22 protein-coding genes are annotated in these 24,041 nt (G+C 74.6%); 14 read left to right on the top strand and 8 right to left on the bottom strand.

The annotated features are described in order from the left end of the window. The first annotated feature begins 82 nt into the window (after positions 1–82). The 5 genes from C593_RS0115555 to melC2 all read left to right on the top strand — a co-directional run bounded on the left by C593_RS0115555 (position 83) and on the right by melC2 (position 5,129). On the top strand, positions 83–844 hold the full coding sequence (locus C593_RS0115555; protein ID WP_078521568.1) for a succinate dehydrogenase: 762 nt from the start codon (positions 83–85) through the stop codon (positions 842–844). A 1-nt stretch (position 845) separates the two neighbouring features. Beyond that, positions 846–2,789: a fumarate reductase/succinate dehydrogenase flavoprotein subunit gene (locus C593_RS0115550; protein ID WP_018848224.1), complete on the top strand. Its 1,944-nt coding sequence runs from the start codon at positions 846–848 to the stop codon at positions 2,787–2,789. After that, positions 2,786–3,532, top strand: coding sequence for a succinate dehydrogenase/fumarate reductase iron-sulfur subunit (locus C593_RS0115545; RefSeq protein WP_018848223.1), 747 nt, complete (start codon positions 2,786–2,788; stop codon positions 3,530–3,532). The genes C593_RS0115550 and C593_RS0115545 overlap by 4 nt, the downstream gene beginning before the upstream one ends. Positions 3,533–3,856: 324 nt before the next feature. After that, a complete protein-coding gene (gene melC1, locus C593_RS0115540; protein WP_018848222.1) occupies positions 3,857–4,282 on the top strand; it encodes an apotyrosinase chaperone MelC1 in 426 nt (141 codons plus the stop codon). Positions 4,283–4,301: 19 nt separating this feature from the next. Next, the gene (gene melC2, locus C593_RS0115535) at positions 4,302–5,129 is read left to right on the top strand and encodes a tyrosinase MelC2 (RefSeq protein ID WP_018848221.1); all 828 of its coding nucleotides are present in this window, start codon (positions 4,302–4,304) and stop codon (positions 5,127–5,129) included. Here the strand turns inward: melC2 and C593_RS0115530 are convergent. Together C593_RS0115530 and C593_RS0115525 are read right to left on the bottom strand one after the other, a co-directional pair. Continuing rightward, positions 5,111–7,522 (bottom strand): excinuclease ABC subunit UvrA, encoded by a 2,412-nt coding sequence (locus tag C593_RS0115530; RefSeq protein ID WP_018848220.1) that lies wholly within the window; start codon positions 7,520–7,522, stop codon positions 5,111–5,113. The genes melC2 and C593_RS0115530 overlap by 19 nt on opposite strands. An 11-nt stretch (positions 7,523–7,533) precedes the next feature. Next, a complete protein-coding gene (locus C593_RS0115525) occupies positions 7,534–8,577 on the bottom strand; it encodes an MsnO8 family LLM class oxidoreductase (RefSeq protein ID WP_018848219.1) in 1,044 nt (347 codons plus the stop codon). Between the two features lie 339 nt (positions 8,578–8,916). On the opposite strand from C593_RS0115525, the gene C593_RS0115520 reads away from it, so the two are divergent. Then, positions 8,917–9,411 (top strand): phosphatase domain-containing protein, encoded by a 495-nt coding sequence (locus tag C593_RS0115520; protein ID WP_018848218.1) that lies wholly within the window; start codon positions 8,917–8,919, stop codon positions 9,409–9,411. A 76-nt stretch (positions 9,412–9,487) separates the two neighbouring features. On the opposite strand, the gene C593_RS0115515 is transcribed toward C593_RS0115520, so the two are convergent. Further along, the gene (locus C593_RS0115515) at positions 9,488–9,703 is read right to left on the bottom strand and encodes a dodecin (protein WP_018848217.1); all 216 of its coding nucleotides are present in this window, start codon (positions 9,701–9,703) and stop codon (positions 9,488–9,490) included. A gap of 309 nt (positions 9,704–10,012) precedes the next feature. Here C593_RS0115515 and C593_RS0115510 point away from each other — a divergent pair, with 309 nt between their 5' ends. The 3 genes from C593_RS0115510 to C593_RS29815 all read left to right on the top strand — a co-directional run bounded on the left by C593_RS0115510 (position 10,013) and on the right by C593_RS29815 (position 13,210). Further along, positions 10,013–11,260, top strand: a complete 1,248-nt coding sequence (locus C593_RS0115510; RefSeq protein WP_018848216.1) for an extracellular solute-binding protein — start codon at positions 10,013–10,015, stop codon at positions 11,258–11,260. 172 nt (positions 11,261–11,432) lie between these two features. Continuing rightward, positions 11,433–12,272, top strand: coding sequence for a GNAT family N-acyltransferase (locus C593_RS0115505; RefSeq protein WP_018848215.1), 840 nt, complete (start codon positions 11,433–11,435; stop codon positions 12,270–12,272). Positions 12,273–12,343: 71 nt separating this feature from the next. Next, positions 12,344–13,210, top strand: a complete 867-nt coding sequence (locus tag C593_RS29815) for a lysophospholipid acyltransferase family protein (protein ID WP_018848214.1) — start codon at positions 12,344–12,346, stop codon at positions 13,208–13,210. Here the strand turns inward: C593_RS29815 and egtD are convergent. From egtD to egtA, 4 genes are read right to left on the bottom strand one after another with little or no spacing between them, the layout of a single operon-like run. Continuing rightward, a complete protein-coding gene (gene egtD, locus C593_RS0115495; protein WP_018848213.1) occupies positions 13,105–14,067 on the bottom strand; it encodes an L-histidine N(alpha)-methyltransferase in 963 nt (320 codons plus the stop codon). The genes C593_RS29815 and egtD overlap by 106 nt on opposite strands. After that, positions 14,064–14,819: an ergothioneine biosynthesis protein EgtC gene (gene egtC / locus C593_RS0115490; protein ID WP_018848212.1), complete on the bottom strand. Its 756-nt coding sequence runs from the start codon at positions 14,817–14,819 to the stop codon at positions 14,064–14,066. Before egtC ends, egtD begins: the two co-directional genes overlap by 4 nt. Continuing rightward, entirely contained in the window at positions 14,819–16,177 is a 1,359-nt protein-coding gene (gene egtB, locus C593_RS0115485) for an ergothioneine biosynthesis protein EgtB (RefSeq protein WP_018848211.1), read from the bottom strand. The genes egtC and egtB overlap by 1 nt, the downstream gene beginning before the upstream one ends. Next, complete coding sequence (gene egtA, locus C593_RS0115480) at positions 16,174–17,448, bottom strand: ergothioneine biosynthesis glutamate--cysteine ligase EgtA (RefSeq protein WP_026277722.1); 1,275 nt, start codon at positions 17,446–17,448, stop codon at positions 16,174–16,176. Before egtA ends, egtB begins: the two co-directional genes overlap by 4 nt. Positions 17,449–17,644: 196 nt before the next feature. Between egtA and C593_RS0115475 the strand changes: the two genes are divergently transcribed. From C593_RS0115475 to C593_RS0115460, 4 genes are all read left to right on the top strand, one after another. Then, complete coding sequence (locus tag C593_RS0115475; protein ID WP_018848209.1) at positions 17,645–18,496, top strand: TIGR02452 family protein; 852 nt, start codon at positions 17,645–17,647, stop codon at positions 18,494–18,496. A gap of 406 nt (positions 18,497–18,902) precedes the next feature. Continuing rightward, positions 18,903–19,979: a LacI family DNA-binding transcriptional regulator gene (locus tag C593_RS0115470; protein WP_026277721.1), complete on the top strand. Its 1,077-nt coding sequence runs from the start codon at positions 18,903–18,905 to the stop codon at positions 19,977–19,979. Positions 19,980–20,050: 71 nt separating this feature from the next. Then, positions 20,051–20,320 carry a hypothetical protein gene (locus C593_RS0115465; RefSeq protein ID WP_018848207.1) on the top strand — a complete coding sequence of 90 codons (270 nt, stop codon included), beginning with the start codon at positions 20,051–20,053 and terminating at the stop codon, positions 20,318–20,320. Positions 20,321–20,558: 238 nt separating this feature from the next. Next, positions 20,559–21,743 (top strand): thiolase family protein, encoded by a 1,185-nt coding sequence (locus tag C593_RS0115460; RefSeq protein ID WP_018848206.1) that lies wholly within the window; start codon positions 20,559–20,561, stop codon positions 21,741–21,743. Positions 21,744–22,029: 286 nt separating this feature from the next. Here the strand turns inward: C593_RS0115460 and trxA are convergent, their stop codons facing one another. Next, a complete protein-coding gene (gene trxA, locus C593_RS0115455; protein WP_018848205.1) occupies positions 22,030–22,437 on the bottom strand; it encodes a thioredoxin in 408 nt (135 codons plus the stop codon). 129 nt (positions 22,438–22,566) lie between these two features. Between trxA and C593_RS0115450 the strand changes: the two genes are divergently transcribed. Continuing rightward, positions 22,567–24,000 carry a dihydrolipoyl dehydrogenase family protein gene (locus C593_RS0115450; RefSeq protein WP_199790038.1) on the top strand — a complete coding sequence of 478 codons (1,434 nt, stop codon included), beginning with the start codon at positions 22,567–22,569 and terminating at the stop codon, positions 23,998–24,000. Positions 24,001–24,041 lie beyond the last annotated feature (41 nt).

The raw sequence follows: 24,041 nt of genomic DNA, 5'->3' as shown, positions 1-24,041 counted from the left end.
GCCACCCTATAGGCCCTGCCTATCAGGATCAGCCGGATCATGTCTTGGACCACTGCCCGGCCCCGGCCCTAGCGTCGTCGTCATGGCTCTGGCAACGCGGACACGCAGGACGCAGGCGGGCACGGGCGGCGGCGGACCCGGATGGGCGGACGGCGCGGGCCGGCGACCCTCCGCGGTACGCGCCTTCTGGCGGTCGACCATCGGCAAGAAGACGGTCATGGCCGTCAGCGGGCTGCTGATGCTCGGCTATCTCGTCGCCCATGTGGTGGGCAACCTCAAGGTCTTCTTCGGCCCCGGGGAGTTCAACGCCTACGGGCACTGGCTGCGCACCATGGGCGCCCCGGTCCTGCACTACTCCTGGGCGCTGTGGATCGTGCGGGTCGTGCTGCTCGCGGCCGTCGTCGCGCACGCGGTCAGCGCGTACCAGCTCACCCGGCGGGACCTGCGGGCACGGCCCACCGGCTATGTGCGCAAGCGGCGCCGGGCGAGCTACGCGACCCGCACCATGCGCTGGGGCGGGGTCATCGTGGCCCTCTTCGTCGTCTGGCACGTCCTCGACCTGACCACCGGGCACGTCCACAGCGGCGGCTTCCAGGAGGGGCGGCCCTACGAGAACGTCGTCGACACCTTCTCCACCTGGTACGGCAACGTCATCTACCTCACCGCGATGCTCGCCGTCGGCCTCCACGTCCGGCACGGCTTCTGGAGCGCCGCCCAGACCCTGGGCGCGGGCAACGCCCGCCGGGACCGCGCCCTGAAGGCCACCGCCAACCTGCTGGCGCTGGGCCTGACCGCCGGCTTCGTCGCCGTACCCGTCGCCGTCATGACCGGAGTCGTGAGCTGAGATGTCCTACCTCGACTACACCGCCGCCGAGCCGATCGCCGACACCCGGGCCCCCGGGGGCCCCGTCGCCGAACGCTGGGACACCCGCCGCTTCCGGGCGAAGCTGGTCAACCCGGCCAACCGGCGCAAGCACACCGTGATCGTGGTCGGCACCGGCCTGGCCGGCGGGGCCGCGGGCGCCACCCTCGCCGAACAGGGCTACCACGTCGAGCAGTTCTGCTACCAGGACTCCCCGCGCCGGGCCCACTCGATCGCCGCCCAGGGCGGTATCAACGCGGCCAAGAACTACCGCAACGACGGCGACTCGATCCACCGCCTCTTCTACGACACCGTCAAGGGCGGCGACTTCCGGGCCCGGGAGTCCAACGTCCACCGCCTCGCGCAGATCTCCGTGGAGATCATCGACCAGTGCGTCGCCCAGGGCGTCCCCTTCGCCCGCGAGTACGGCGGACTCCTGGACACCCGCTCCTTCGGCGGCGTCCAGGTCTCCCGCACCTTCTACGCCCGCGGCCAGACCGGGCAGCAGCTTTTGCTGGGCGCGTACCAGGCCCTCTCCCGGCAGATCGCGGCCGGCACCGTCACCCTGCACGCCCGTACCGAGATGCTCGACCTGGTCGTGGTGGACGGACGGGCCCGGGGGATCGTCGCCCGCGACCTCGTCACCGGTGAGATCTCCACCCACCTCGCGGACGCGGTCGTCCTGGCGTCCGGAGGGTACGGCAACGTCTTCTACCTGTCGACGAACGCCATGAACTCCAACGCCACCGCGATCTGGCGCGCGCACCGGTGCGGAGCCTACTTCGCCAACCCCTGCTTCACCCAGATCCACCCCACCTGCATCCCGCGCACCGGCGACCACCAGTCCAAGCTGACCCTGATGAGCGAGTCGCTGCGCAACGACGGCCGTATCTGGGTCCCGAAGGCGCACGGCGACACCCGGCCGCCGCACGAGATCCCCGAGGAGGAGCGCGACTACTACCTGGAGCGCATCTACCCCTCCTTCGGCAACCTGGTCCCGCGCGACATCGCCTCACGGGCCGCGAAGAACGTCTGCGACGAGGGCCGGGGAGTGGGCCCCGGCGGCCAGGGCGTCTACCTGGACTTCGCCGACGCCATCGCCCGGATGGGCCGGGGGGCGGTCGAGGCGAAGTACGGCAACCTCTTCGACATGTACCAGCGGATCACCGACGAGGATCCGTACGAGGTGCCGATGCGGATCTATCCGGCGGTCCACTACACGATGGGCGGGCTCTGGGTCGACTACGACCTCCAGACCACCGTGCCGGGTCTGTTCGCGATCGGCGAGGCCAACTTCTCGGACCACGGGGCCAACCGGCTCGGTGCCTCCGCGCTGATGCAGGGGCTCGCGGACGGCTACTTCGTCCTGCCGTCCACCATCAACGACTATCTGGCGCGCGGCGGTTTCACCCCGGTCACCGGTGACCACCCCGCCGTCGCCGAGGCGGTCGGCGAGACCCGCGACCGGCTCGCCCGGCTCCTCGCCGTCCGAGGGGACCGCACCCCCGACTCCTTCCACCGCGAGATCGGCGAGCTGATGTGGGAGTACTGCGGCATGGCCCGCACCGATGAGGGGCTGCGCAAGGCCCTCGCCCGGATCCCGCGGATCCGCGAGGAGTTCTGGCGCCGGGTCACCGTCCCCGGCACCGGCGAGGAGTTCAACCAGTCGCTGGAGAAGGCCAACCGGATCGTCGACTACCTGGAACTCGCCGAGCTGATGTGCCTCGACGCGCTCCACCGCACGGAGTCCTGCGGCGGCCACTTCCGCGAGGAGTCCCAGACCCCCGACGGCGAGGCCGCCCGCGACGACGAGGGCTTCGCTTACGCGGCGGCCTGGGAGTTCCGCGGCACCGGCGAGGCGCCCGCCCTCCACAAGGAGGACCTCGTCTTCGAGTACGTCCACCCCACCCAGCGGAGCTACGCATGAGGATCGTCCTGCGCGTCTGGCGCCAGAAGAACGCGGGCGCCGAGGGCGCCATGGCCGAGTACGAGGTCGACGGCGTCTCCCCGGACATGTCGTTCCTGGAGATGCTGGACACCCTCAACGAGGACCTGATCCTGCGCGGTGAGGACCCGGTCGCCTTCGACCACGACTGCCGCGAGGGCATCTGCGGCGCCTGCTCGCTGGTCATCAACGGCGATGCCCACGGCCCCGAGCGGACCACCACCTGCCAGCTCCATATGCGCTCCTTCGCGGACGGCGACACCATCGTGGTCGAGCCCTGGCGGGCCGCTGCCTTCCCGGTGGTCAAGGACCTCGTCGTCGACCGGTCCGCCTTCGACCGCGTCATCCAGGCCGGCGGATACATCAGCGCCCCCACGGGCGCGGCTCCCGAGGCACACGCGACTCCGGTCCCCAAGCCGGACGCGGACCTCGCCTTCGAGCACGCCGAGTGCATCGGCTGCGGGGCCTGTGTGGCGGCCTGCCCCAATGGCTCGGCGATGCTCTTCACCTCGGCCAAGGTCAACCACCTGAACGTCCTGCCGCAGGGCGCGCCCGAGCGGGAGACCCGGGTGCTGGACATGGTGGCCGCGATGGACGAGGAGGGCTTCGGCGGCTGCACCCTGACCGGCGAGTGCGCCACCGCCTGCCCGAAGGGCATCCCGCTGCCCTCGATCGCGGCGATGAACCGGGAGTGGCTGCGGGCCACCCGCAGGGCCCGGCGGTGAGCCCTGGAACGGCATATGTTCCGGACATGTTCGGGAAGTGAAGAGGGCCACTTGATTTGGACTTCGGCGGAAGAATCTACGGGAAGGATCAGCGTTCGCTGAAGATATTCCTCTGAGCGGGGGCGGCACCGTGCGCCGGGGAGCAAGATCGACTTCGTTGAACTCCGCACGGTCCGGGACGAGTTGTCCGCATCCGGGCCAACTCCCACCGGCGGATTCACCCCCTCCGCCCCTGAGCGGATAGGCATGCCGCGGCGGTACCGACCACACCGCCGTCCGACCACGCCTGCCTCACCGCACGCATGTCCCACAGGGGGTTCCTCCATGTCCCGAATCACCCGCCGACGGGCCCTGGGCGCCGCCGGCGCCGCAGCGGGCCTCGCCGTCGTCGGCGCCGCGGCCGGCACCGCGCGCTCCTCGTCCGCCCCGCGCCCGCGCACCCCCGCCGGGCCGCCCGTCTTCGACGAGGTCTACCTGGGACGCCGCATCCAGGGCGCCCCCGCGCCCACCGGCGGCGGCCACCACGACCACCACGCCGCGCACGGGGCGGGCCACCACCCGACCGGCCACGGGGGCGGATACCGCGTCCACATCGACGGCGAGGAACTGCACGTGATGCGGAACGCGGACGGCACCTGGATCAGCGTCGTCAACCACTACGAGACCTTCACCACGCCCCGTGCCGTGGCCCGCGCGGCCGTACGGGAGCTCCAGGGCTCCGACCTCGTCCCCCTCGACCTCCCCTCCTGACACCGGAGCGACCCGCACCATGACCGTACGCAAGAACCAGGCCCTGCTGACCGCCGACGAGAAGCGCCGCTTCGTGGCCGCCCTGCTGGAGCTCAAGCGCACCGGCCGCTACGACGCCTTCGTCACCACGCACAACGACTTCATCATGAGCGACACCGACCAGGGGCCCCGGGTGGGCCACCGCTCGCCGTCCTTCCTGCCCTGGCACCGGAGGTTCCTGATCGAGTTCGAGCAGGCCCTCCAGTCCGTGGACTCCTCCGTGACCCTGCCCTACTGGGACTGGACCGCCGACCGCACCGCCGCGTCCTCGCTCTGGGCACCGGACTTCCTCGGCGGCACCGGCCGCGCCCGCGACGGACGGGTCACGGAGGGGTCCTTCGGCGCGGCCTCCGGCCGCTGGCCCATCACCGTGCGCGTCGACGGCCGCGACTTCCTGCGCCGCACCCTCGGCGCCGGGGGCGCCCAGCTCCCCACCCGCGCCGAGGTCGACTCCGTCCTCGCCATGCCCGTCTACGACGCCGCCCCCTGGAACAGCGCCTCCGACGGCTTCCGCAACCACCTCGAAGGCTGGCGCGGCGTCAACCTGCACAACCGGGTCCATGTCTGGGTCGGCGGCCAGATGGGCACCGGCGTCTCGCCCAACGACCCGGTCTTCTGGATGCACCACGCCTTCATCGACAAGCTCTGGGCCGACTGGCAGGCCCGTCACCCCGCCTCGCGCTATCTGCCCGCGACGCGCACCCCGAACGTGGTCTCCCTCAACGACACCATGCGGCCGTGGAACGACGTGACCCCCGCCGACATGCTCGACCACACCCGCCACTACACCTACGACACGGCCGCCTGACCCCCGGCTCCGGGAGGAGGGGGCCCGGCCGGCCGCGTACCGCCGGCCGGGCCCCCGCCGCGCAGGGCCGCGGCCAGATACGGCGCCGTGCGGCTGCCCGCCGCTGCCGCCACCGTCTCCGGCGGCCCGGCCGCGACCACCCGGCCGCCCTCGTCCGCGCCGCCCGGCCCCATGTCCACCACCCGGTCCGCCCCGGCCACCACGTCCATGTCGTGCTCCACGACCACCACCGTGTGCCCGGCGTCCACCAGCCCGTGCAACTGGCGCATCAGCACCTCCGCATCCGCCGGGTGCAGCCCGGTCGTCGGCTCGTCCAGCACGTAGAGGGTGTGGCCCCGGCGCTCCCGCTGGAGCTCGTTCGCCAGCTTGATCCGCTGCGCCTCGCCGCCCGACAGCTCGGTCGCCGGCTGCCCGAGGCGCAGATAGCCGAGCCCCACCTCCACCAGGGTCCGCAGACTCCGCGCGGCCGCCGGCACGTCCGCGAGGAAGCCGGCCGCCTCGTCCACCGTCAGATCCAGCACCTCGGCGATGCTCCGCTCCCGGTAACGCACCTGGAGGGTCTCGGGGTTGTAGCGCGCGCCGCCGCAGTCGGGGCAGGGCGCGTACGTCGTCGGCAGGAACAGCAGCTCCACCGTGACGAAGCCCTCGCCCTGGCAGGTCTCACAGCGCCCGCCCGTCACATTGAACGAGAACCGGCCCGCCCGGTACCCGCGCTCCCTGGCCCCCGGGGTGGCCGCGAACAGCCTGCGGACGGTGTCGAACAGCCCGGTGTAGGTGGCCAGGTTGGAGCGCGGCGTCCGCCCGATCGGCTTCTGGTCCACCGTCACCAGCCGCCCCACACCCGGCAGTTCCGGCGTGATCGCACCGACCAGCGTGGACTTCCCCGACCCCGACACCCCGGTCACCGCCGTCAGCGCGCCGAGCGGCAGCTCCACCGACAGCTCGCGCAGATTGTGCCGGGTCACCGGCCCCAGGGTCAGCCACCCGGACGGCGTCCGCCGCTCCCGCCGCACCGGAGCCCGGCCGCCGAACAGGAACCGCCGCGTCACCGACGCGTCCACCCCCGCCAGATCCGCGAGCGGCCCGCTGTGCACCACCTCCCCGCCGTGCCCGCCCGCGCCCGGGCCCACGTCGACCAGCCAGTCCGCCCGCCGCACCACGTCCATGTGGTGCTCCACGACGAAGACCGAGTTCCCGCCCGCCTTCAGCCGGTCCAGCACCACCAGCAGCGCCTCGGTGTCCGCCGGATGCAGACCGGCGGACGGCTCGTCCAGCACGTACACCACCCCGAACAGCCCGGAGCGCAACTGCGTCGCCAGCCGCAGCCGCTGGAGCTCCCCGCTGGACAGGGTGGGCGTGGTCCGGTCCAGGCTGAGGTGCCCGAGGCCCAGTTCGGTGACGGTCGCCACCCGGGCGAGGAGATCCTCGGTCAGCACCCGCGCCGGCTCGCCGTCCGGGCCGGACTTCAGCAGCTCCGCCAGCGCGGTCAGCGGCAGCGCCGCCGCCTCGGCGACCGTACGGCCCGCGAAGGTCACCGCCAGAGCCTCCGGCCGCAGCCGGCTGCCCCCGCACGCCGGGCACGGCTCACTGACGAGGAAACGCTCCGCCCGCGCCCGCAGCGCCGCGCTCCGGGAGTCCGCGAAGGTGTGCAGCACATGACGGCGCGCACTGGTGTAGGTGCCCTGGTAGGGGCGCTGGATACGGTCCGCGTCCCGCACCGGGTGCACGGTGACCACCGGCTGCTCCTCGGTGAACAGGATCCACTCCCGGTCCGCGGGCGCCAGCTCCCGCCACGGCCGGTCCACGTCGTACCCCAGCGCGTCCAGCACGTCCCGCAGGTTCTTGCCCTGCCAGGCCCCCGGCCAGGCGGCGATCGCGCCCTCCCGGATCGACAGCGAGGGGTCGGGCACCAGCAGTTCTTCGGTGGTGCGGTGCACCCGGCCGAGCCCGTGGCACCCGGGACAGGCGCCCACCGCCGTGTTCGGCGAGAAGGAGTCCGAGTCCAGCCGGGCGGCCCCCGGCGGGTAGTCACCGGCCCGCGAGTACAGCATCCGCAGCGAGTTGGAGAGGGTGGTGACCGTCCCGACGGAGGAGCGGGAGGTGGGGGCCGAGCGCCGCTGCTCCAGCGAGACCGCGGGCGGCAGACCGGTGATCTCATCGACCTTCGGCGCGCCGACCTGGTGGATCAGCCGCCGGGCGTACGGGGCGACCGACTCGAAGTAGCGCCGCTGGGCCTCCGCGTAGACCGTGCCGAAGGCCAGCGACGACTTCCCGGAGCCGGACACCCCGGTGAACGCGACCAGCGCGTCCCGGGGGATGTCGACGTCCACACCGCGCAGATTGTGCTCCCGCGCGCCGCGGACCCGGACGTACGGGTCGTGGGGGGTGTGCATGACGGCCCAGTCTAGGCGGCTTCCTGGGCATCCCGCCTGGTCAGCGCGGGGGAGAGGCCCGCGAGGGCGGCCAGCCGGGTCAGCGAGTCCAGCAGCGCGGCCCGGTCGTGGGTGCTCGTGGTCACCAGCACCTCGTCCGCACCGGCTTGGGCCACGGCCTCCGCCAGTTCCCCGGCCACCCGGTCCGCCGTCCCGGCGATGTGCCCCGCCAGCCCGGACGCGTACAGGTCCCGCTCCTTCGCGGTCATCTCCAGCGCCTCGATCCGCTCGGGCGGCAGCAGGGGCGGAAACGTGCCCCGGGTGCGGGAGTACGCCATCGACCACGCCTCCGGCGCCAGCAGCCGGCGCGCCGCCTCCTCGCTCTCCGCGACCGCTACCGTCCCGGACACCACCACATACGGCCGCTCCGCCCACGCCGACGGCCTGAAACCGGTGCGGTAGGCGTCCACCGCCGCCAGCAGCCGGTCCCGGCCGCGCAGGTCGCCGACGACCAGGGGCAGCCCGGCCTCGGCGGCGGTCCGTGCGCCCGCGCCGGTGGCCAGCACGAACGGCGGCACCCGCAGCCCCTCCGCAGGGCGGGCGCGCACGCCGGGGTGGGCGGTCTGCGTCCCGGTGAACCAGCCCAGCAGCTCGTCGAGTTGGCCCGCGAAGTCCTCCGCGTCCTCCTTCTCCCGGCCGAGCGCCCGGCGGACGCCGTCCGTGAAGCCGACGGACCGCCCGAGACCCATGTCGATCCGGCCGGGGAACAGGGACTCCAGCACCCCGAACTGCTCGGCCACCACCAGCGGCCGGTGGTTCGGCAGCATCACCCCGCCCGTGCCCACCCGGATGGTGCCGGTGGCCGCGGCGACCGCCGCCGCCAGCACGGTGGGCGCGGAACCCGCCACGCCCGGCACGCCGTGGTGCTCGGAGACCCAGAAGCGACGGTAGCCCAGCGCCTCGGCCTGCCGCGCGAGACGTACGGTCTCCCGCAGGGCGCGTGCGGGGTCCTCGCCCTCCCGGGTGCGGGACCGGTCGAGGAAGGACAGCGGGGGGAACTCGGCTGCGGCGCTCACCCTTCGTACAACGCGGCGGGGGCGCGGGGATTCCCTCGGGGCGGCTCCGCCGGGCGGGAGCGGTGCCGGACCCGGCCCGGGAGCTTCGGGCCGGGTCCGGTCCGGCCCGTGCCCGGGCGGCTTGGGGCCGGGTCCGGACGGGCCGGTGCCCGGGCGGCTTGGGGTGGGCGCCGGTGCGGCTTGGGGTGGGTGCGGAGGCGGGTGCCGGTGCGGCTTGGGGTGGGTGCGGAGGCGGGTGCCGGTGCGGGCCCGGCTGCCGGTGCCGGTACGGGCGCGGGTCGGCCCGGGCCGGGGGCGCGCGGCCGTGCCCGGGCGGTGGGGCGGCTCTAGGCTGGGGCCGTGACACGGGACAGCAGGCCACTGGCCGTATTCGACCTCGACGGGACCCTCGCCGACACCGCGCACTGCCAGCACTTCCTGGAGCGCAGCCCGCGCGACTGGTCCGGCTTCTTCGCCGCGGCCCCCGAGGACCCGCCGCTCGCGGAGGGCGTCCGGCTGTGCCGGGAGGCCGCCGCCGGCTGCGAGGTGGTGTACCTGACCGGGCGGCCGGAGCGCTGCCGCCAGGACACCCTGGACTGGCTGGCCGCGTGCGAACTCCCCGAGGGGCGCGTGTTCATGCGGGGCAACGCCGACCGCAGGCCCGCCCGCAGGACCAAGCTGGAGATCCTGCGCCGCCTCGCCCGGACCAGGGAGGTGCGGATGCTCGTGGACGACGACGCGCTGGTGTGCGAGGACGCGGCGCGGGCCGGTTTCCGTACGGTGCGGGCGGAGTGGGGCGCGGCGGCGACGGGCCGCGCGATGCGGGACGCGCAGGAGCGCGAGGGCCGCACCTGAGCCGGGGCCGGCCAGGGGTCCGGGCGGCACGAGGGGCCGGGGCCGCCCCGCCCTCGTGCGGCCCCGGCCGCGTCGGCTACGCGCCGTCCTCCAGGCGGAATCCGACCTTCAGGCCCACCTGGTAGTGCTCGATCCGCCCGTCGACGATATGACCTCGGACCTGCGTCACCTCGAACCAGTCGAGGCCCCGCAGAGTCTGCGAGGCGCGGTCGATGCCGTTGCGGATGGCCTGGTCCACGCCGTCGGTCGACGTGCCCACGATCTCGGTGACGCGGTAGGTGTGGTTCGACATGGGTGCCGTGCTCCTCTCGGTGCGTTCCCTCCACGGTGCCCCAGCCCGTCCCGTCCCGCGAGACGGCCTCCCGTCCGTGCCTGGCGGCTCCGTATCGACCCCGAGGCGAAACGTTTCAGCCAGTGGGTGGATCACCCACGGTGGCCGTCTGTGATCACCGCGTCCGGCCCCCGGCCGTGGGGTGCCAGGTTTTCCGGACTTGACCGGACCTTTGGTCCATACCAAAATCCAGCCACACACCCGTGCGAGCGTCAGCTCCTCCCCCCAGGTCGGGTTCCGCTTCGTTGCCCCGACGCAGAAGGTGACCTCGTGAAGAACCGTGCCCTCGTCCTGTCCACCGCGCTCGCGTGCACTCTCGCACTGGGCGGGTGCGGAATGGTTCCCGGCGGTTCCGACCAGCGCACGGTCCGCGTCTGGCTGATGCAGAACAGCGTCTCCGAGGACTTCCTCAACCGCTTCACGGAGGCATTCGAGGACGAGCATCCCGACATCGAACTGGAAGTCACCTTCCAGGAGTGGACCGGCATCGGGAAGAAGGTGACCGAGGCCCTGGCGGGCAAGGACACCCCCGAGGTCATCGAGGTCGGCAACACCCAGGTCGCCGGTTACGCGGAGAGCGGCGGGCTGCGGGACCTCACCCTGGAGTCCGTGCGGGACCTGGGCGGCGACGAGTGGCTGCCCGGCCTCGCCGAACCCGGCAGCGTCAACGGCTCCCAGTACGGCATCCCCTGGTACGCCGCCAACCGCGTCGTGATCTACAACAAGGAGCTGTTCGCCGAGGCCGGCATCAAGGAGCCCCCGAAGACGCGCGCCGAATGGCTGGAGATATCGCAGAAGCTGGACACCGCGAGCCAGGACGGCATCTACCTGGCGGGCCAGGACTGGTACACCCTCGCGGGCTTCGTCTGGGACGAGGGAGGCGAACTCGCCGTCGAGAAGGGCGGGGAGTGGGAGGGCGCGCTGCACTCCAAGGCGGCCCTGCGGGGCATGGACTTCTACCGGGAGCTCCAGTCCCACGGCGACGGGCCCAAGGACGCGGACGAGGAGACCCCGCCGCAGGCCGAGGTCTTCGCCAAGGGCCGGACCGCGCAGATGATCGCGGTGCCGAGCGCGGCCACCGTCATCGAGAAGGCGAACCCCGAACTCAAGGGCAAGCTCGGCTTCTTCCCGGTCCCCGGGAAGTCGGCCGAGGCCCCCGGGTCCGTCTTCATCGGCGGCTCGGACCTGATCGTCCCCGAGAAGTCGAAGGAGCGGGCGGCGGCGGTGGAGGTCGTCTCCGCGCTCGCGGGCGAGGAGTGGCAGCTCGAACTGGCCCGCACGATGAACTACGTGCCCAACAAGACGACCCTGGCCGGGCAGCTGGAGGGGGCGGAGGGCACCTCGGCGATGGCGGCGGGCGCGGTCCGCGGGCGGGCCACGCCGAGTTCGCCGCAGTGGGTCGAGGTCGAGGCGGACAACCCGATCAAGCCCTATATGACCGCCGTCCTCCAGGGCGCCGACCCGGCGACAGCCGCGCGCAGCGCCTCCGACCGGATCACCTCCGCGCTGCGGCCCTGACGGGCGGGCGGCGGGGCGCACGCCGGGGCGCGGCGGGGCTCGCCCGGGGTTCAGCGTTCGCACATCCGGTCTCCGCCGGGTGGTCACGCCGATTCCTCCCGGGGGCGGAAGAAACGAGGGGCCGGGCCGTCGTACCCGCGGCCCGGTCCCCTCGTCCGCCCAGGAGGCCGCCATGCCTGCCACCCCCGCCCCCGCGCCCGCTGTGCCGGGTCCCGCGCCCGTGCCCGCTGTGCCGGGTCCCGCGCCCGTTTCCGCCGCGTCCGTCGCCCCGGGCCGGGACGGCCGGTCCCGCTACGTCGTCTCCCTCGCCCGCGACCAGGACGAGGTGCGCGCCGCGCAGCGGCTGCGCCACCAGGTCTTCGCGGGAGAGCTGGGCGCCCGGCTCGACGGCCCCGAACCCGGCCTCGACAGCGACGCCTTCGACGCCTGGTGCGACCACCTCCTCGTGCGCGAGGCGGCCACCGGCGAGATCGTCGGCACCTACCGGATCCTGCCCCCCGACCGCGCCCGGGTCGCCGGACGGCTCTACGCGGAGGGCGAGTTCGACCTCACCCGGCTCGGCCCGATCCGCCACGACCTGGTCGAGGTCGGCCGCTCCTGCGTCCATCCCCGGCACCGCAACGGCGCGGTGATCGCCCTCATCTGGGCCGGACTCGCCCGCTATATGACCCGCGCCGGGCACGAGTGGCTGGCCGGCTGCTGTTCGCTGCCCCTCGCCGACGGCGGCGCCCTCGCCGCCGCGACCTGGGAGGCCGTCCGCAGCCGCCATCTCGCCCCTGAGGAGTACCAGGTCACGCCGCACCGGCTGTGGAATGCGGCCGGTGTCCCGCTGCCCGGCGGGCGCACCGAACTGCCGCCCCTGCTGCGCGGCTACCTCCGCCTGGGCGCATGGGTGTGCGGGGCGCCCGCCCACGACCCGGAGTTCGGGGTCGCCGACCTGTACGTCCTGCTCTCCCTGCGCCGCACCGACCCCCGCTATCTGCGCCACTTCCTCTCCCTGGCCCCCGCGTGAGCGGGCCTTCCGATGCCGGGGCCGGGGCCTGGCTGCCCACCGCGCCCTGTACGCCCGGCGGTTGCGCGGTCATGGACAGGCGCCCGGCGGGTGCCCTGCGCGCCGCCGGACGGGTCGCGGCCGGCGGCGCCGTGACCGCCGCGGGGGTCGCCCTCGCCCCGGCCACCGCCCTGCTGGGCCGCGCCGCCCGCCACCGCCTCACCCGCGCGTGGGCTCGCGCGGTGCTGCGCGCGTTCGGCGTCCGCGTCCGGATCGTCGCCGGGGGTGGGGGCGGCGCCGGTGCACAGGCCTGGACGGACCCCGGGCCGGGCGGGGCTGCGGGCGTGGCCCGGCCCGCCGGATGTCTCGTCGTCGCCAACCATGTGTCCTGGCTGGACATCCCCCTCATCGCGGCCGTGCTGCCCGGACGGATGCTCGCCAAGGCGGAGGTGCGGCGCTGGCCCGTGCTCGGGGTGGTCGCCGCGCGCGGCGGGACCTTGTTCGTCGAGCGGGACCGGCTGCGCGCGCTGCCCGGCACCGTCGCCCAGCTCGCCGCCGCACTGCGCCGGGGCGCCCGGGTGGTGGTGTTTCCCGAGGGATCCACCTGGTGCGGCCGGGCGCAGGGGCGGTTCCGGCCCGCCGCGTTCCAGGCGGCCCTGGACGCGGGCGTCCCCGTCCAGCCCGTCCGCCTCGCCTACACGCCCACCGGCGCGGCCGCCTTCGTCGGCGACGACCCGCTGGCGGTCTCGCTGTGGCGGGTCGCGCGGGCCGGGCGGCTCACCGCGGAGATACGGCTGCTGCCGCCCATCCCCGCGGCCGGCCGCGCCGACCGGCGCTCACTCGCCCGGACCGCTCAGCTCGCCGTCGCCAGCGAGAGCGCGAACCGGCCCTCCCGGTCCGTCCACCAGTGCGCCAACTCCAGCTCGGCAGAGGCAAGTTCCTCCCGCACCCGCTCCTGACGGAACTTCGCCGAGACCTCCGTGCGCAGCTCCTCGCCCGCCTCGAACGGCACCACCAGGTCCAGTTCCGGAATCTTCACCGACAGCGCCGAGCGCGCCCGCAGCCGCATCTCGATCCACTCCTGCTCGCGGTCCCACCGGGCCACGTGCTCGAAGTCCGCCGGGTCCACGTCCGCGTCCAGCTCCCGCGCCAGCACGGCCAGCACGTTCTTGTTGAACTCCGCCGTCACCCCCGCCGCGTCGTCGTAGGCCCGCACCAGCACGTCCTCGTCCTTCACGAGGTCCGTGCCGAGCAGCAGCGCGTCACCGGGGGAGAGCAGGCCGCGCACCGAGCGCAGGAACAGGGCCCGCTCCTCGGGCAGCAGGTTCCCGATCGTGCCGCCGAGGAAGGCGACCAGCCGGGGTCCGGGCGTGCCCGGCAGGACCAGGCCCCGGGTGAAGTCGGCGACGATCGCGTGCACCGACAGCTCCGGGCGCTCCGCCAGCAGCGCCTCGGCCGCACCCGTCAGGGCGCTCTCGCTCACGTCAACCGGCACATAGGTGTGCAGGTCCGTCAGCGCGTCGAGGAGGTAACGGGTCTTCTCGGACGAGCCCGAGCCCAGTTCCACCAGCGTCCGTGCGCCCGTCGCCGCCGCGATCTCGCCGGCCCGGTCGGCCAGGATCTCCCGCTCCGCGCGGGTCGGGTAGTACTCGGGGAGCCGGGTGATCTCCTCGAACAGTTCGCTGCCGCGCGCGTCGTAGAACCACTTGGGCGGCAGCACCTTGGGGGTCCGGGTCAGCCCGTTGAGCACATCGGCGCGCAGGTCCGCGTCCGTGGCGTCCTCGGGCAGGGTACGGGTCAGCAGGAACGGGCTCACTGGGTCGGCTCCTTGAGCTCGGTCAGCCGGAGGTCGGTCCGCGTCGCGGTGAGCAGCGTGCGGTCCGGCACCTCCTGCCAGCGGGGGTCGTCGTCGTACGGCTCGGAGGCCACCACCGTGCGGCCGGCGGGGCCGGTGAGATACCAGAGGGTGTCGCCCCACGCGGTCGCCGCGATGGTGCGTCCGTCGGTGAGCAGCAGATTGAGCCGCGAGCCGGGGGCCGCGGCGGCCGTCTCCCGGACGGTCTCGGCCAGGGCACGGTCCGGGCCGTCGCCCGCGTTCAGCCGGTGCAGCGCCAGCGCCCACACCAGGGCGGAGTCCGTGCGCGACTCCATCGACAGCAGGGCGGCCGGCGGGAGCGACGCGGCGACGCCCGCCATCGGGTCCGGCCAGCCGGGCACCGCGCCGTTGTGGCTGAACAGCCAGGGCCCGGCGGCGAACGGGGCCGCCGCTGCCTCCGCGTCCGCCCCGGCCAGGGTCGCGTCCCGGACCGCGGCGAGCACCGCCCCGGAGCGCACCACCCGGGCCAGGTCGGCGAAGGACCGGTCGGCCCACACCGGCCCGGCCCGCCGGTACCGGGCGGGGACCGGGTCCCCGTCCGCGTACCAGCCGACGCCGAAGCCGTCCGCGTTGACCGTCCCGTACCGCTGCCGGCGCGGGGCCCAGGACTGGCGGACGAGTCCGTGTTCCGGTTCCGCCAGCAGCGCACCCAGCGGCACGGACGGCCCCAGATAGGCGAGATGGCGGCACATCAGACCCGACCTCCCGCGCCGTACGCCGCCGCCGAGCCGCGCGGTCCCTGCGCGCCGCCGCGGACCTCCGCGTCGCGGGCCGTGCGGAAGCCGGAGAAGATCTGGCGCCGCACCGGCAGGTCCCAGTTGCGGAAGGTGCCCCGGCAGGCCACCGCGTCCACCCCGAACGCCCCGCCGCGCAGGACCTTGTGCTCCGGGCCGAAGAACACCTCCGAGTACTCGCGGTACGGGAACGCGGCGAAGCCCGGGTACGGCAGGAAGTCGCTCGCCGTCCACTCCCAGACGTCCCCGATCAGCTGCCGCACCCCCAGCGGCGACGCCCCCTCCGGGTACGCCCCCGCCCGCGCCGGGCGCAGATGCCGCTGCCCCAGGTTGGCGTGCGCGGGGCCGGGGTCGGCGTCGCCCCACGGGTAGCGGCGCGAACGGTCCGACTCCGGGTCGTGCCGGGCCGCCTTCTCCCACTCGGCCTCCGTCGGCAGCCGGCGCCCCGCCCAGCGGGCGTAGGCGTCCGCCTCGTACCAGCTGACATGCAGCACCGGCTCCCCGGCCGGCACCTCCTCCGTGACACCGAAGCGGCGGCGCACCCACCCGGAGCCCTCCCGGCGCCAGAACAGCGGTGCGCCGATGCCGTGTTCGCGGATCTGCGCCCACCCCGCCGGGGCCCACCAGCGCGGGTCCTCGTATCCGCCGTCCGCGATGAACTCCTGGTACGCCCCGCAGGTCACCGGCACGGTGTCGATCCAGAACGCGGCCACCTCCCGCCGGTGCGCGGGCCGTTCGTTGTCCAGCGCCCAGGGTTCGGTGGAGGTGCCCATGGTGAACGGCCCGCCGGGCACCAGGACCTCCGCCGGCAGCGGCTCGTGCGGGTGCTCGGGGGGCTCGGGCGCGGTGAGGGCGGCCGGGCCCCTGCGCAGCTGGTGGGTGATGAGCATGGTCTCGTCGTGCTGCTGCTCGTGCTGCGCGATCATGCCGAAGGCGAAGCCCGCGTCCACCAGCCGGGAGCCCGCCAGCTCCGTCTTCTCCAGGATGTCGAGCACCCGTCCGCGGACGTCCGAGGCGTAGGTCCGGGCCTCGGCCGGGGCCAGCAGCGGCAGGGCGGGCCGGCTCGCCCGCGGGTGTTCGAAGGCGTCGTAGAGGGAGTCGATCTCCGGCCGCAGGGCCTCGGCCCCGCCCACCGCGCGCAGCAGCCACTGCTCCTCCTGGTTGCCGATGTGCGCGAGGTCCCACACCAGGGGCGACATCAGCGGGGAGTGCTGGGCGGTCAGGTCGCCGTCGTCCACGCAGGAGGTCAGCACGGCGGTCCGGGCCCGGGCGGCGGTCAGCGCGTTGAGCGCCCGCAGGCGCAGCTCGTCGGTCATGAGGCAGCCTCCCAGGCCACGGGGGAAGGACTCAGGTCGTCGCCGGGGCAGCGGCCCCGCCGCACATACCGCTCGGCGAAGTCGGCCACGCGGGACACCAGGGCGTCCGGCGCCCCCGTGCGCTCCAGGGACTCCAGCGCGACGCCGAAGGACAGGGCGGCGGCGGCCCGCAGATCCGGGTCGGCCAGGCCCCGGCGGGCCGCGGTGACCCACAGCGGGTTCAGCGGCGCGGGCAGTGAGCCGGCCGCCTCCGCCAGCGGTTTGACCGCCCGGTACACGGTCTCGGCCGCCTCCGGATCGTCGAAGAGTGCCGTGGTCACGGCGAGCGGCACCATCCAGCCGTCCTCGCCCGGCTGCGCGTCGAGCATCCGGAACTCCAGATGGCCGCGCGGCCGGACCGGCGGGAACAGGGTGGTGAGGTGGTAGTCGAGGTCCGCCCGGACCGGCGGGCGCGGGGCGCCCGAGCGCAGCCACTGGCGGAAGGTGAGCCCGGTGGGCACCTCCCAGGGGCCCTCGGCCCGGCGCACGCACATCACCGGCGCGTCCAGCACGTACGCCGCCCAGTCCGCCCGGGGGTCGGCCGTCAGCGGCGGAGCCGTCGTCCGTACCGGGGCGAGCGCGCTCCACACGGCCTGCCGGGTCGACTTCCATCCGGTGGGGCGGCCCTGTCTGACGGGGGAGTTGGCGAACGCGGCCAGCAGCACGGCGCCCAGGACGTGGGCGAGCTGCCAGCGGCGGACGAAGCCGAGCGGGCCCGGCTCCTCCTCGCCCGCGTCCAGGCAGACCTGGACCGAGGCGGAGGTGCACATCATGGTGCGCCCGGCGGGGCCGGAGCGGTCGAGGAAGTGCTCCATCGCGTCGTAGCGCGGCTGCCGCAGCAGCCGGCGCGGGGGCTGCCAGGGGTCGAGACCGTAGCCCGCGAGGGCCAGTCCCGCGGTGCGCAGGGAGGCGCGGACGGCGCGGAGATCGGTGGCGGTGAGGTCGACGCACTCGGCGAGCGACGCGGCGGGCGGCGAGCTGAGCTCCAGCTGCCCGCCCGGTTCGAAGGTCAGGGCCGAGGCCAGCGGCAGGGTCCGTATCCCGTCGAACGCCGCCGCCAGGCGTTCCGGCGGAACGGGCACGGAGGGGCGGTCGGGATCATGGACCAGCCATTCGACCTCCACCCCGACCCGCCGGGGCGGGCCCGTCTTGAAGCAGATGCATCGCAGCAGCTCTTCGGCCGATTCCTCGGACAGCCGCTCCCCGTTACACCCGGTATCTGGCGGACGCATGATCGACTCCTCGGGGGTCGAAGGATCCCGCGCGGGACTCTGCCAACCTAAGGCCACGGCCTTCGGTTCGCACAAGAGTGCCCTCCGGCCAGCCGAAATGCGCTTGCCCCCGTCGCGGCGGACCAATCAGGATGCCGGGTACGAACACGGGGGACGGAGCAGTGGTGAACGAGATCGTGAACACCGGGGGAACAGCGTGAGCGCGCGGCTGCGGGGCACAGCCCGGGAGAACGAGGCGATCGTGGCGGCGGGCGGCTACCGCCTGCCGGACGGCCACGAGGTCCGCATCGCCGAGGCCGTCGCCGCCTCGGCGGACGCCACCCGGGGGCACGGCCCTGACCCGCTGGACGTGGTGCCCGGCACCGACCGGAGGACCTCCTTCGAGGTGACCGGCGAGTCGAGCACCGAGGCGGCCCGCCGGCTGACCTCGGCCGCGCCCGGCCCGGTCGCTGTGCTCAACTTCGCCTCCGCGCGCAACCCCGGCGGCGGCTACCTCAACGGCGCCCAGGCCCAGGAGGAGGCCCTGTGCCGGGCCTCCGCCCTCTACACGACCTTGCTCCGGGTCCCCGGCCACTACGCCCACCACCGCGAGGACCGGAGCCCCTTCTACTCCGACCGGGTCATCCACTCCCCGGCGGTGCCCGTCTTCCGGGACGACCGGGGCGGGCTGCTGCGGGAGCCGTTCGCGGTCGGCTTCCTCACCTCTCCCGCGCCGAACGCGGGGGTGATCGCCCGCCGCTCGCCGGACGAGGCGCACCGGATTCCCGCCGTCCTGGCCCGCCGGGCCGAGCGCGTGCTGGAGGTCGCCGTCGCGGGCGGCTACCGGCGGCTCGTCCTCGGTGCGTGGGGCTGCGGCGTCTTCCGCAACGACCCGGCGCGGGTGGCCGGCGCCTTCCGGGGGCTGCTGGCGCCGGGTGCGCGTTTCGGCGGCCACTTCGACGAGATCGTCTTCGCGGTGCTCGACCGCACGGGCGGGGGCACGACGCTGGGCGCGTTCCGCACGGCGTTCGCGGAGCTGCCGGGGCCGGGGCCGGCCGGACGGGACTGACCGGCTGGGGCTGCTCCGCTGGGACCGACCGGCCGAAACTGCCCGGACGGGACTGACCGGTTTGGCCTCCCGGACGGGACTGACCGGTCCGGGGCTTGCCGGGCCGGCCCGGGGATGCGGTTCGCGGGCGACGGCACTACGGTGCTCGCCTGGCCCGGAGCCCTGCACGACCGTTCGATTTCCGGACGCCCGCCTGTTCCTTCCGGACACGTTCCGGGTCTCTCCCGCCGGATCCGGCCATCCGCCGCGGCACCGGCCGCCGCACGTGCGCGGAGGTCACCGGCCCCCGTCCACCACGGATGCGCAACTCCCGTGCTCTGTAGGGGAGTTGGGAAGGGCGGTGGCGCCTGATTCCGGCCAGGTGGGTGATCCGGCGTGTCGCGGGTCTGGAAGGATGGCCCGGGCGATGAGCCAGCAGCCACCACCCCAACCGCCCGTGAATCGCTCCGCCCCGACCAGTGCCGACGTCGCCCGGCTGGCCGGAGTCTCCCGGGCCACCGTCTCGTACGTCCTCAACAACAGCGCCTCCGTCCGCATCAGCGACCGGACCCGGCACCGGGTCCGGTCGGCGGCCGAGGAACTCGGCTACGTCCCGCACGCCGCCGCCCGCAGCCTGCGCGCCGGCCGCACCCGGACCGTCGTCGTGCCCGCACCGCGCCAGTCCGCCGGGGCGCTGCCCTCCGCCTTCCTCGACGAACTCCACGCCGAGCTGCGGCTCCTGGACTACACCGTCGTCCCGTACGGCAGCCTCGGCCTCGACGGGGACGAGGCCGCGCGGGCCTGGGCGGAGCTGCGCCCCGTCGCCGTCGTCTGCCTCGGCGAGGCGCAGCCCACCCCGCACGGCGTGCTGCTCCTGCGGCGCTCCGGCGCCCGCGCCGTCGTCACCCTGGGCACGGGCGGAGCGGACGGCCCGCCGGGAACCCCTGAAGGCGACGCGGGCATCGAGGGGGTGGAGGGCGCGCACACCCTGGTGATGGACCAGCGGCGTATCGGGGCCTGCGCCGTCGGGCATCTGCTGCACCGGGGCCGCCGCGCGATCGGCGTCGTCCTGCCCGAGGAGCCGGGCCCCGGGAGCCTCGCCCGGCCCCGGCTGGCCGGCGCCCGCGACGCCGCCGCCGGGACCGGCGCGCGGACCGTGCCGCTCCCGATGGAGTACGAGGAGCACTCGGCCGCCGCCCTCGCCGGACGCTGGCGCTCCCTGGGCCTCGACGCCGTGTACGCCTACGACGACGCCTACGCGATGCTCCTGATGCGCGCTCTCCAGGACGCCGGCGTCGACGTACCCCGCGAGACGGCCGTGATCGGTGCCGGGGACCTCCTCCTCGGCCGGCTGCTGCGGCCCCGGCTCAGCACCGTCCGTATGGACACCATGAGCGGCGGCACACTCGCCGCCCTCGTCGACCGGGCCGTGCGCGAGCCGGGCCTCCCGCCGGCCCGCTACGAGCTGATGACCGCCCGGCCCGTCCCGCGCGAGTCCGCCTGACCCGGACGGGCCCCGGGAGCGGGTGGCCCGACGACATGCGGGGGAGGGGCCGGGTGTCTAGCGTCGCCTGCATGAGCAACGAACCGCAGCGTTTCGGGATCCTCGTCCTGCCGGAGCACGTCGAGAGCGACGACCCCGTCACCGCGGCCGAGAGCGCGATCCGGTCGGCCGTGGTCGACGCCACCGGGGAGCAGGGCGCCTCGGGCTATCCGCGTTTCGTCGGCGACGGGGTCGAGGCCGACATCGACCCCGAGACGCGCACGGTGGAGGCCCTGCTCGTGGACGGGGCGGAACTGGACTACGGGCTGACCGTACGGGTGGTCGACGCGGACGCCTTGTGAGACGCGGACGCCTTCCGGGACGCCGCCGCCTTCCGAGTGCGCGGACGTCTTCCGAGGACGCGGACACCGCCTGAAGCACGCGTCCCCGGGCCGGGCGTGGCGGTCTGCACGCCCCCGGGGGAACGGTCGCGACCCCGGTGGACGTTGACACCGCGCACCACCCGTCACAGACTCGGGCGACTCGATAGTGGACCGCGGTCCGTCAGGGGGACCGGGTCCTGGCCCGGGAGAGAACTCGATGAGCATCCGCGACGTCTACATCGTCGACGCCGTCCGCACGCCGATCGGCCGCTTCGGGGGTGCGCTCTCGGGCGTCCGCCCCGACGACCTCGCCGCCCATGTGGTCCGGGCACTGGTGGACCGCACCCCGGCCCTCGACCCGGCCCGGATCGACGACGTCGTCTTCGGCGACGCCAACGGTGCGGGCGAGGACAACCGCGATGTCGCCCGGATGGCGGTACTCCTCGCCGGCCTGCCCGTATCCGTGCCCGGGGTCACCGTGAACCGGCTCTGCGGCTCCGGCCTGGAGGCCGTCGTCCAGGCGGCCCGCGCCATCGCCCTCGGCGACGCGTCCGTGGCGATCGCGGGCGGTGTCGAGTCCATGTCCCGCGCGCCCTGGGTGCTCCAGAAGCCCGAGCGCGCCTTCCCCGCCGGGCACCAGCAGCTCCACTCCACCACCCTCGGCTGGCGCATGACCAACCCCGAGATGCCAGCCGAGTGGACCGTGCAGCTCGGCGAGGGCGCCGAGCAGGTGGCCGACAAGCACGGCATCGGCCGCGAGCAGCAGGACGCCTTCGCCCTGGAGAGCCACCGCAGGGCGGCCGAGGCATGGGCGAAGGGCCTCTACGACACCGAGGTGGTCGGCTACGAGGGCGTCGACCTGGCGCGGGACGAGTGCATCCGCGACACCACCTCGATGGAGGCGCTGGCGAAGCTCAAGCCGGCCTTCCGCCCCACGGGGACGGTCACCGCCGGGAACGCCTCCCCGCTCAACGACGGGGCCGCCGCCCTGCTCCTCGTCGACGAGGAGGGGCTGCGGGCGACCGGACGCGAGCCGCTGGCCCGGGTCCGGGCCTCCGCCGTGACCGGGATCGAGCCGCAGCTCTTCGGGCTCGGCCCGGTCGAGGCGGTGCGGCGGGCGCTGGGGAGGGCGGACCGGTCCTTCGCCGACCTGAGCGTGTTCGAGCTGAACGAGGCCTTCGCGGCGCAGGCGCTGGGCTGTCTCGCGGAGTGGCCGGACCTGGATCCGGCCGTGGTCAACCCCCGGGGCGGGGCCATCGCGATCGGCCACCCGCTGGGCGCGTCGGGCGCCCGTCTCGCGGGCGCGGTCGCCCACCAGCTCGCCGCGGCCGGGTCCGGCACGGGGCTGGCGGCCCTGTGCATCGGGGTGGGGCAGGGACTGGCGCTCGTCCTGGAGCGCTGACGGGGGCTACGCCCGGGCCGGTCCGGCACGTTGAGCGTCCGCACGCGAGGGGCGTACGCCGGGGCGCCGTGGCAGGCGCGGCCTCCCGCGCGCGGGGGCGTGCGCCGGGGCGCGTACGCGTCGTCGGCCGGGCCCCCAGGTGGGGGGCCCGGCCGACGGGAGCGAGGCCCTGCGCCTGGGGAGCCCGGCCGACGGGAGCAGGAGCCCTGCGCCGGGCCGCGGGCCCTGCGCGGGGGCCCCCAGGTGGGGGGCCGGGCCCGCCCGGGGCGCGCGCTCGCGCGCGGTGTCAGGCCGAAGCCTGGCCGTCGCCTCCCTGGCCCTCGGCCGCCGCCTTCTTCTGCGCGTCCTCGATCGACTTGCGGACCTGGTCCATGTCCAGCTCCCGCGCCTGGCCGATCACGTCCTCCAGCGCGGACTCGGGCAGCGCGCCGGGCTGGGCGAACACCGCCACGTTGTCCCGCACGATCATCAGCGTCGGGATGGACTGGATCTCGAAGGCCGCGGCCAGTTCCTGCTGAGCCTCCGTGTCGACCTTGGCGAAGACCAGGTCCGGGTGCCGCTCCGACGCACCCTCGAACACGGGGGCGAACTGGCGGCAGGGGCCGCACCAGGACGCCCAGAAGTCGATGAGGATGAAGTCGTTCTCGTTGACGACCTGATCGAAGTTTTCCTTGGTCAGCTCAAGGGTGCTCATGACCTGCGTACCTCTTCCTCGGCGTCCTGGACGTCCGGTGGACTCGCCCCGCACAACGGCGCCCGGGGCCTGGCTATTCCAGCCCCTGCCCATGTGGCCAGGTCGCACACCCCACAGCAGACTGACCGTATGACTGAAGCTGTGGAGTGCGACGTGGTGGTGCTCGGCGCGGGTCCCGTCGGCGAGAACGTGGCGGACCGCACCCGGGCGGCCGGGCTCAGCACCGCCGTCGTGGAGAGCGAGCTGATCGGCGGCGAGTGTTCGTACTGGGCCTGCGTCCCCAGCAAGGCGCTGCTGCGCCCGGCCATCGCCCGCGCCGACGCCCGCCGGGTCCCCGGCCTGAGCGCCGCCGTGCGGGGGCCGCTCGACGCGGCCGCCGTGCTCGCCCGCCGGGACGAGGAGGTCGGCAACTGGACGGACGACGGCCAGGCGGCCTGGCTCGACTCCGTCGGCGCCCGCGTCTACCGCGGCCGGGGCCGCCTCCACGGCCCGAAGTCCGTCGTGGTCGACGGCCCCGAGGGCGAGCACCACCTCCTCACCGCGCGCCACGCCGTCGTCGTCGCCACCGGCAGCCGCGCCGTTCTGCCGGACCTGCCCGGCCTGGCCGGCGCCCGCGCCTGGACCAGCCGCGAGGCCACCAGCGCCCGCGAGGTCCCCGGACGACTCGCGATCGTCGGCGGCGGTGTCGTCGGCGTCGAGATGGCGACCGCCTGGCAGAACCTCGGCTCCCGGGTCACCCTGCTCGTCCGCGACCGGGGTGTGCTGCCGCGTATGGAGCCCTTCGTCGGCGAGCACGTCGTGGCGGCGCTGAAGGAGGCGGGCGCCGACGTCCGGCTCGGCGCCACCGTCGAGGCCGTGGACCGCCCGGGCGGTGCGACCGGCCCCGTCACCCTCGTCCTCGGTGACGGCAGCAGCGTGCAGGCGGACGAGGTCCTCTTCGCGACCGGCCGCGCCCCGCGCACCGAGGACATCGGACTGGAGAGCGTCGGCCAGAAGGACGGCGGCTGGCTCGACGTGGACGACAGCTGCCTGGTCAAGGGCACCGACTGGCTCTACGCCGTCGGGGACGTCAACCACCGCGCCCTCCTCACCCACCAGGGCAAGTACCAGGCGCGCATCGCCGGTGCGGCCATCGCGGCCCGCGCCCAGGGCGTGCCACTGCTGGAGACCGACCGCTGGGGCGCGCACAGCGCCACCGCCGACCACGCGGCCGTGCCGCAGGTGGTCTTCACCGACCCGGAGGCGGCGGCGGTCGGTCTGAGCCTCGCGGAGGCGGAGCGCGCCGGGTACCGCGTACGGGCCGTGGACTACGACCTCGGCGCGGTCGCCGGCGCGGACCTCTACGCCGAGGGCTACCGGGGCCACGCCCGGATGGTCGTCGACCTGGACCGCGAGGTCCTGCTCGGCGTGACCTTCGTGGGGCCCGCCGTCAGCGAACTGCTGCACTCGGCGACGATCGCGGTCGCGGGCGAGGTCCCGATCGACCGGCTGTGGCACGCGGTGCCCTCGTTCCCGACGATCAGCGAGGTGTGGCTGCGGCTGCTGGAGACCTACCGGGGGTGACGGCGGACGCCGGGGCGGCCGGGAGACTCCCGGCCGCCCCG

This window comes from Streptomyces sp. CNT372 (assembly GCF_000377145.1).
The sequence above is the reverse complement of the archived record's forward strand: the minus strand, read 5'-3'. Positions and strand labels throughout refer to the sequence as shown.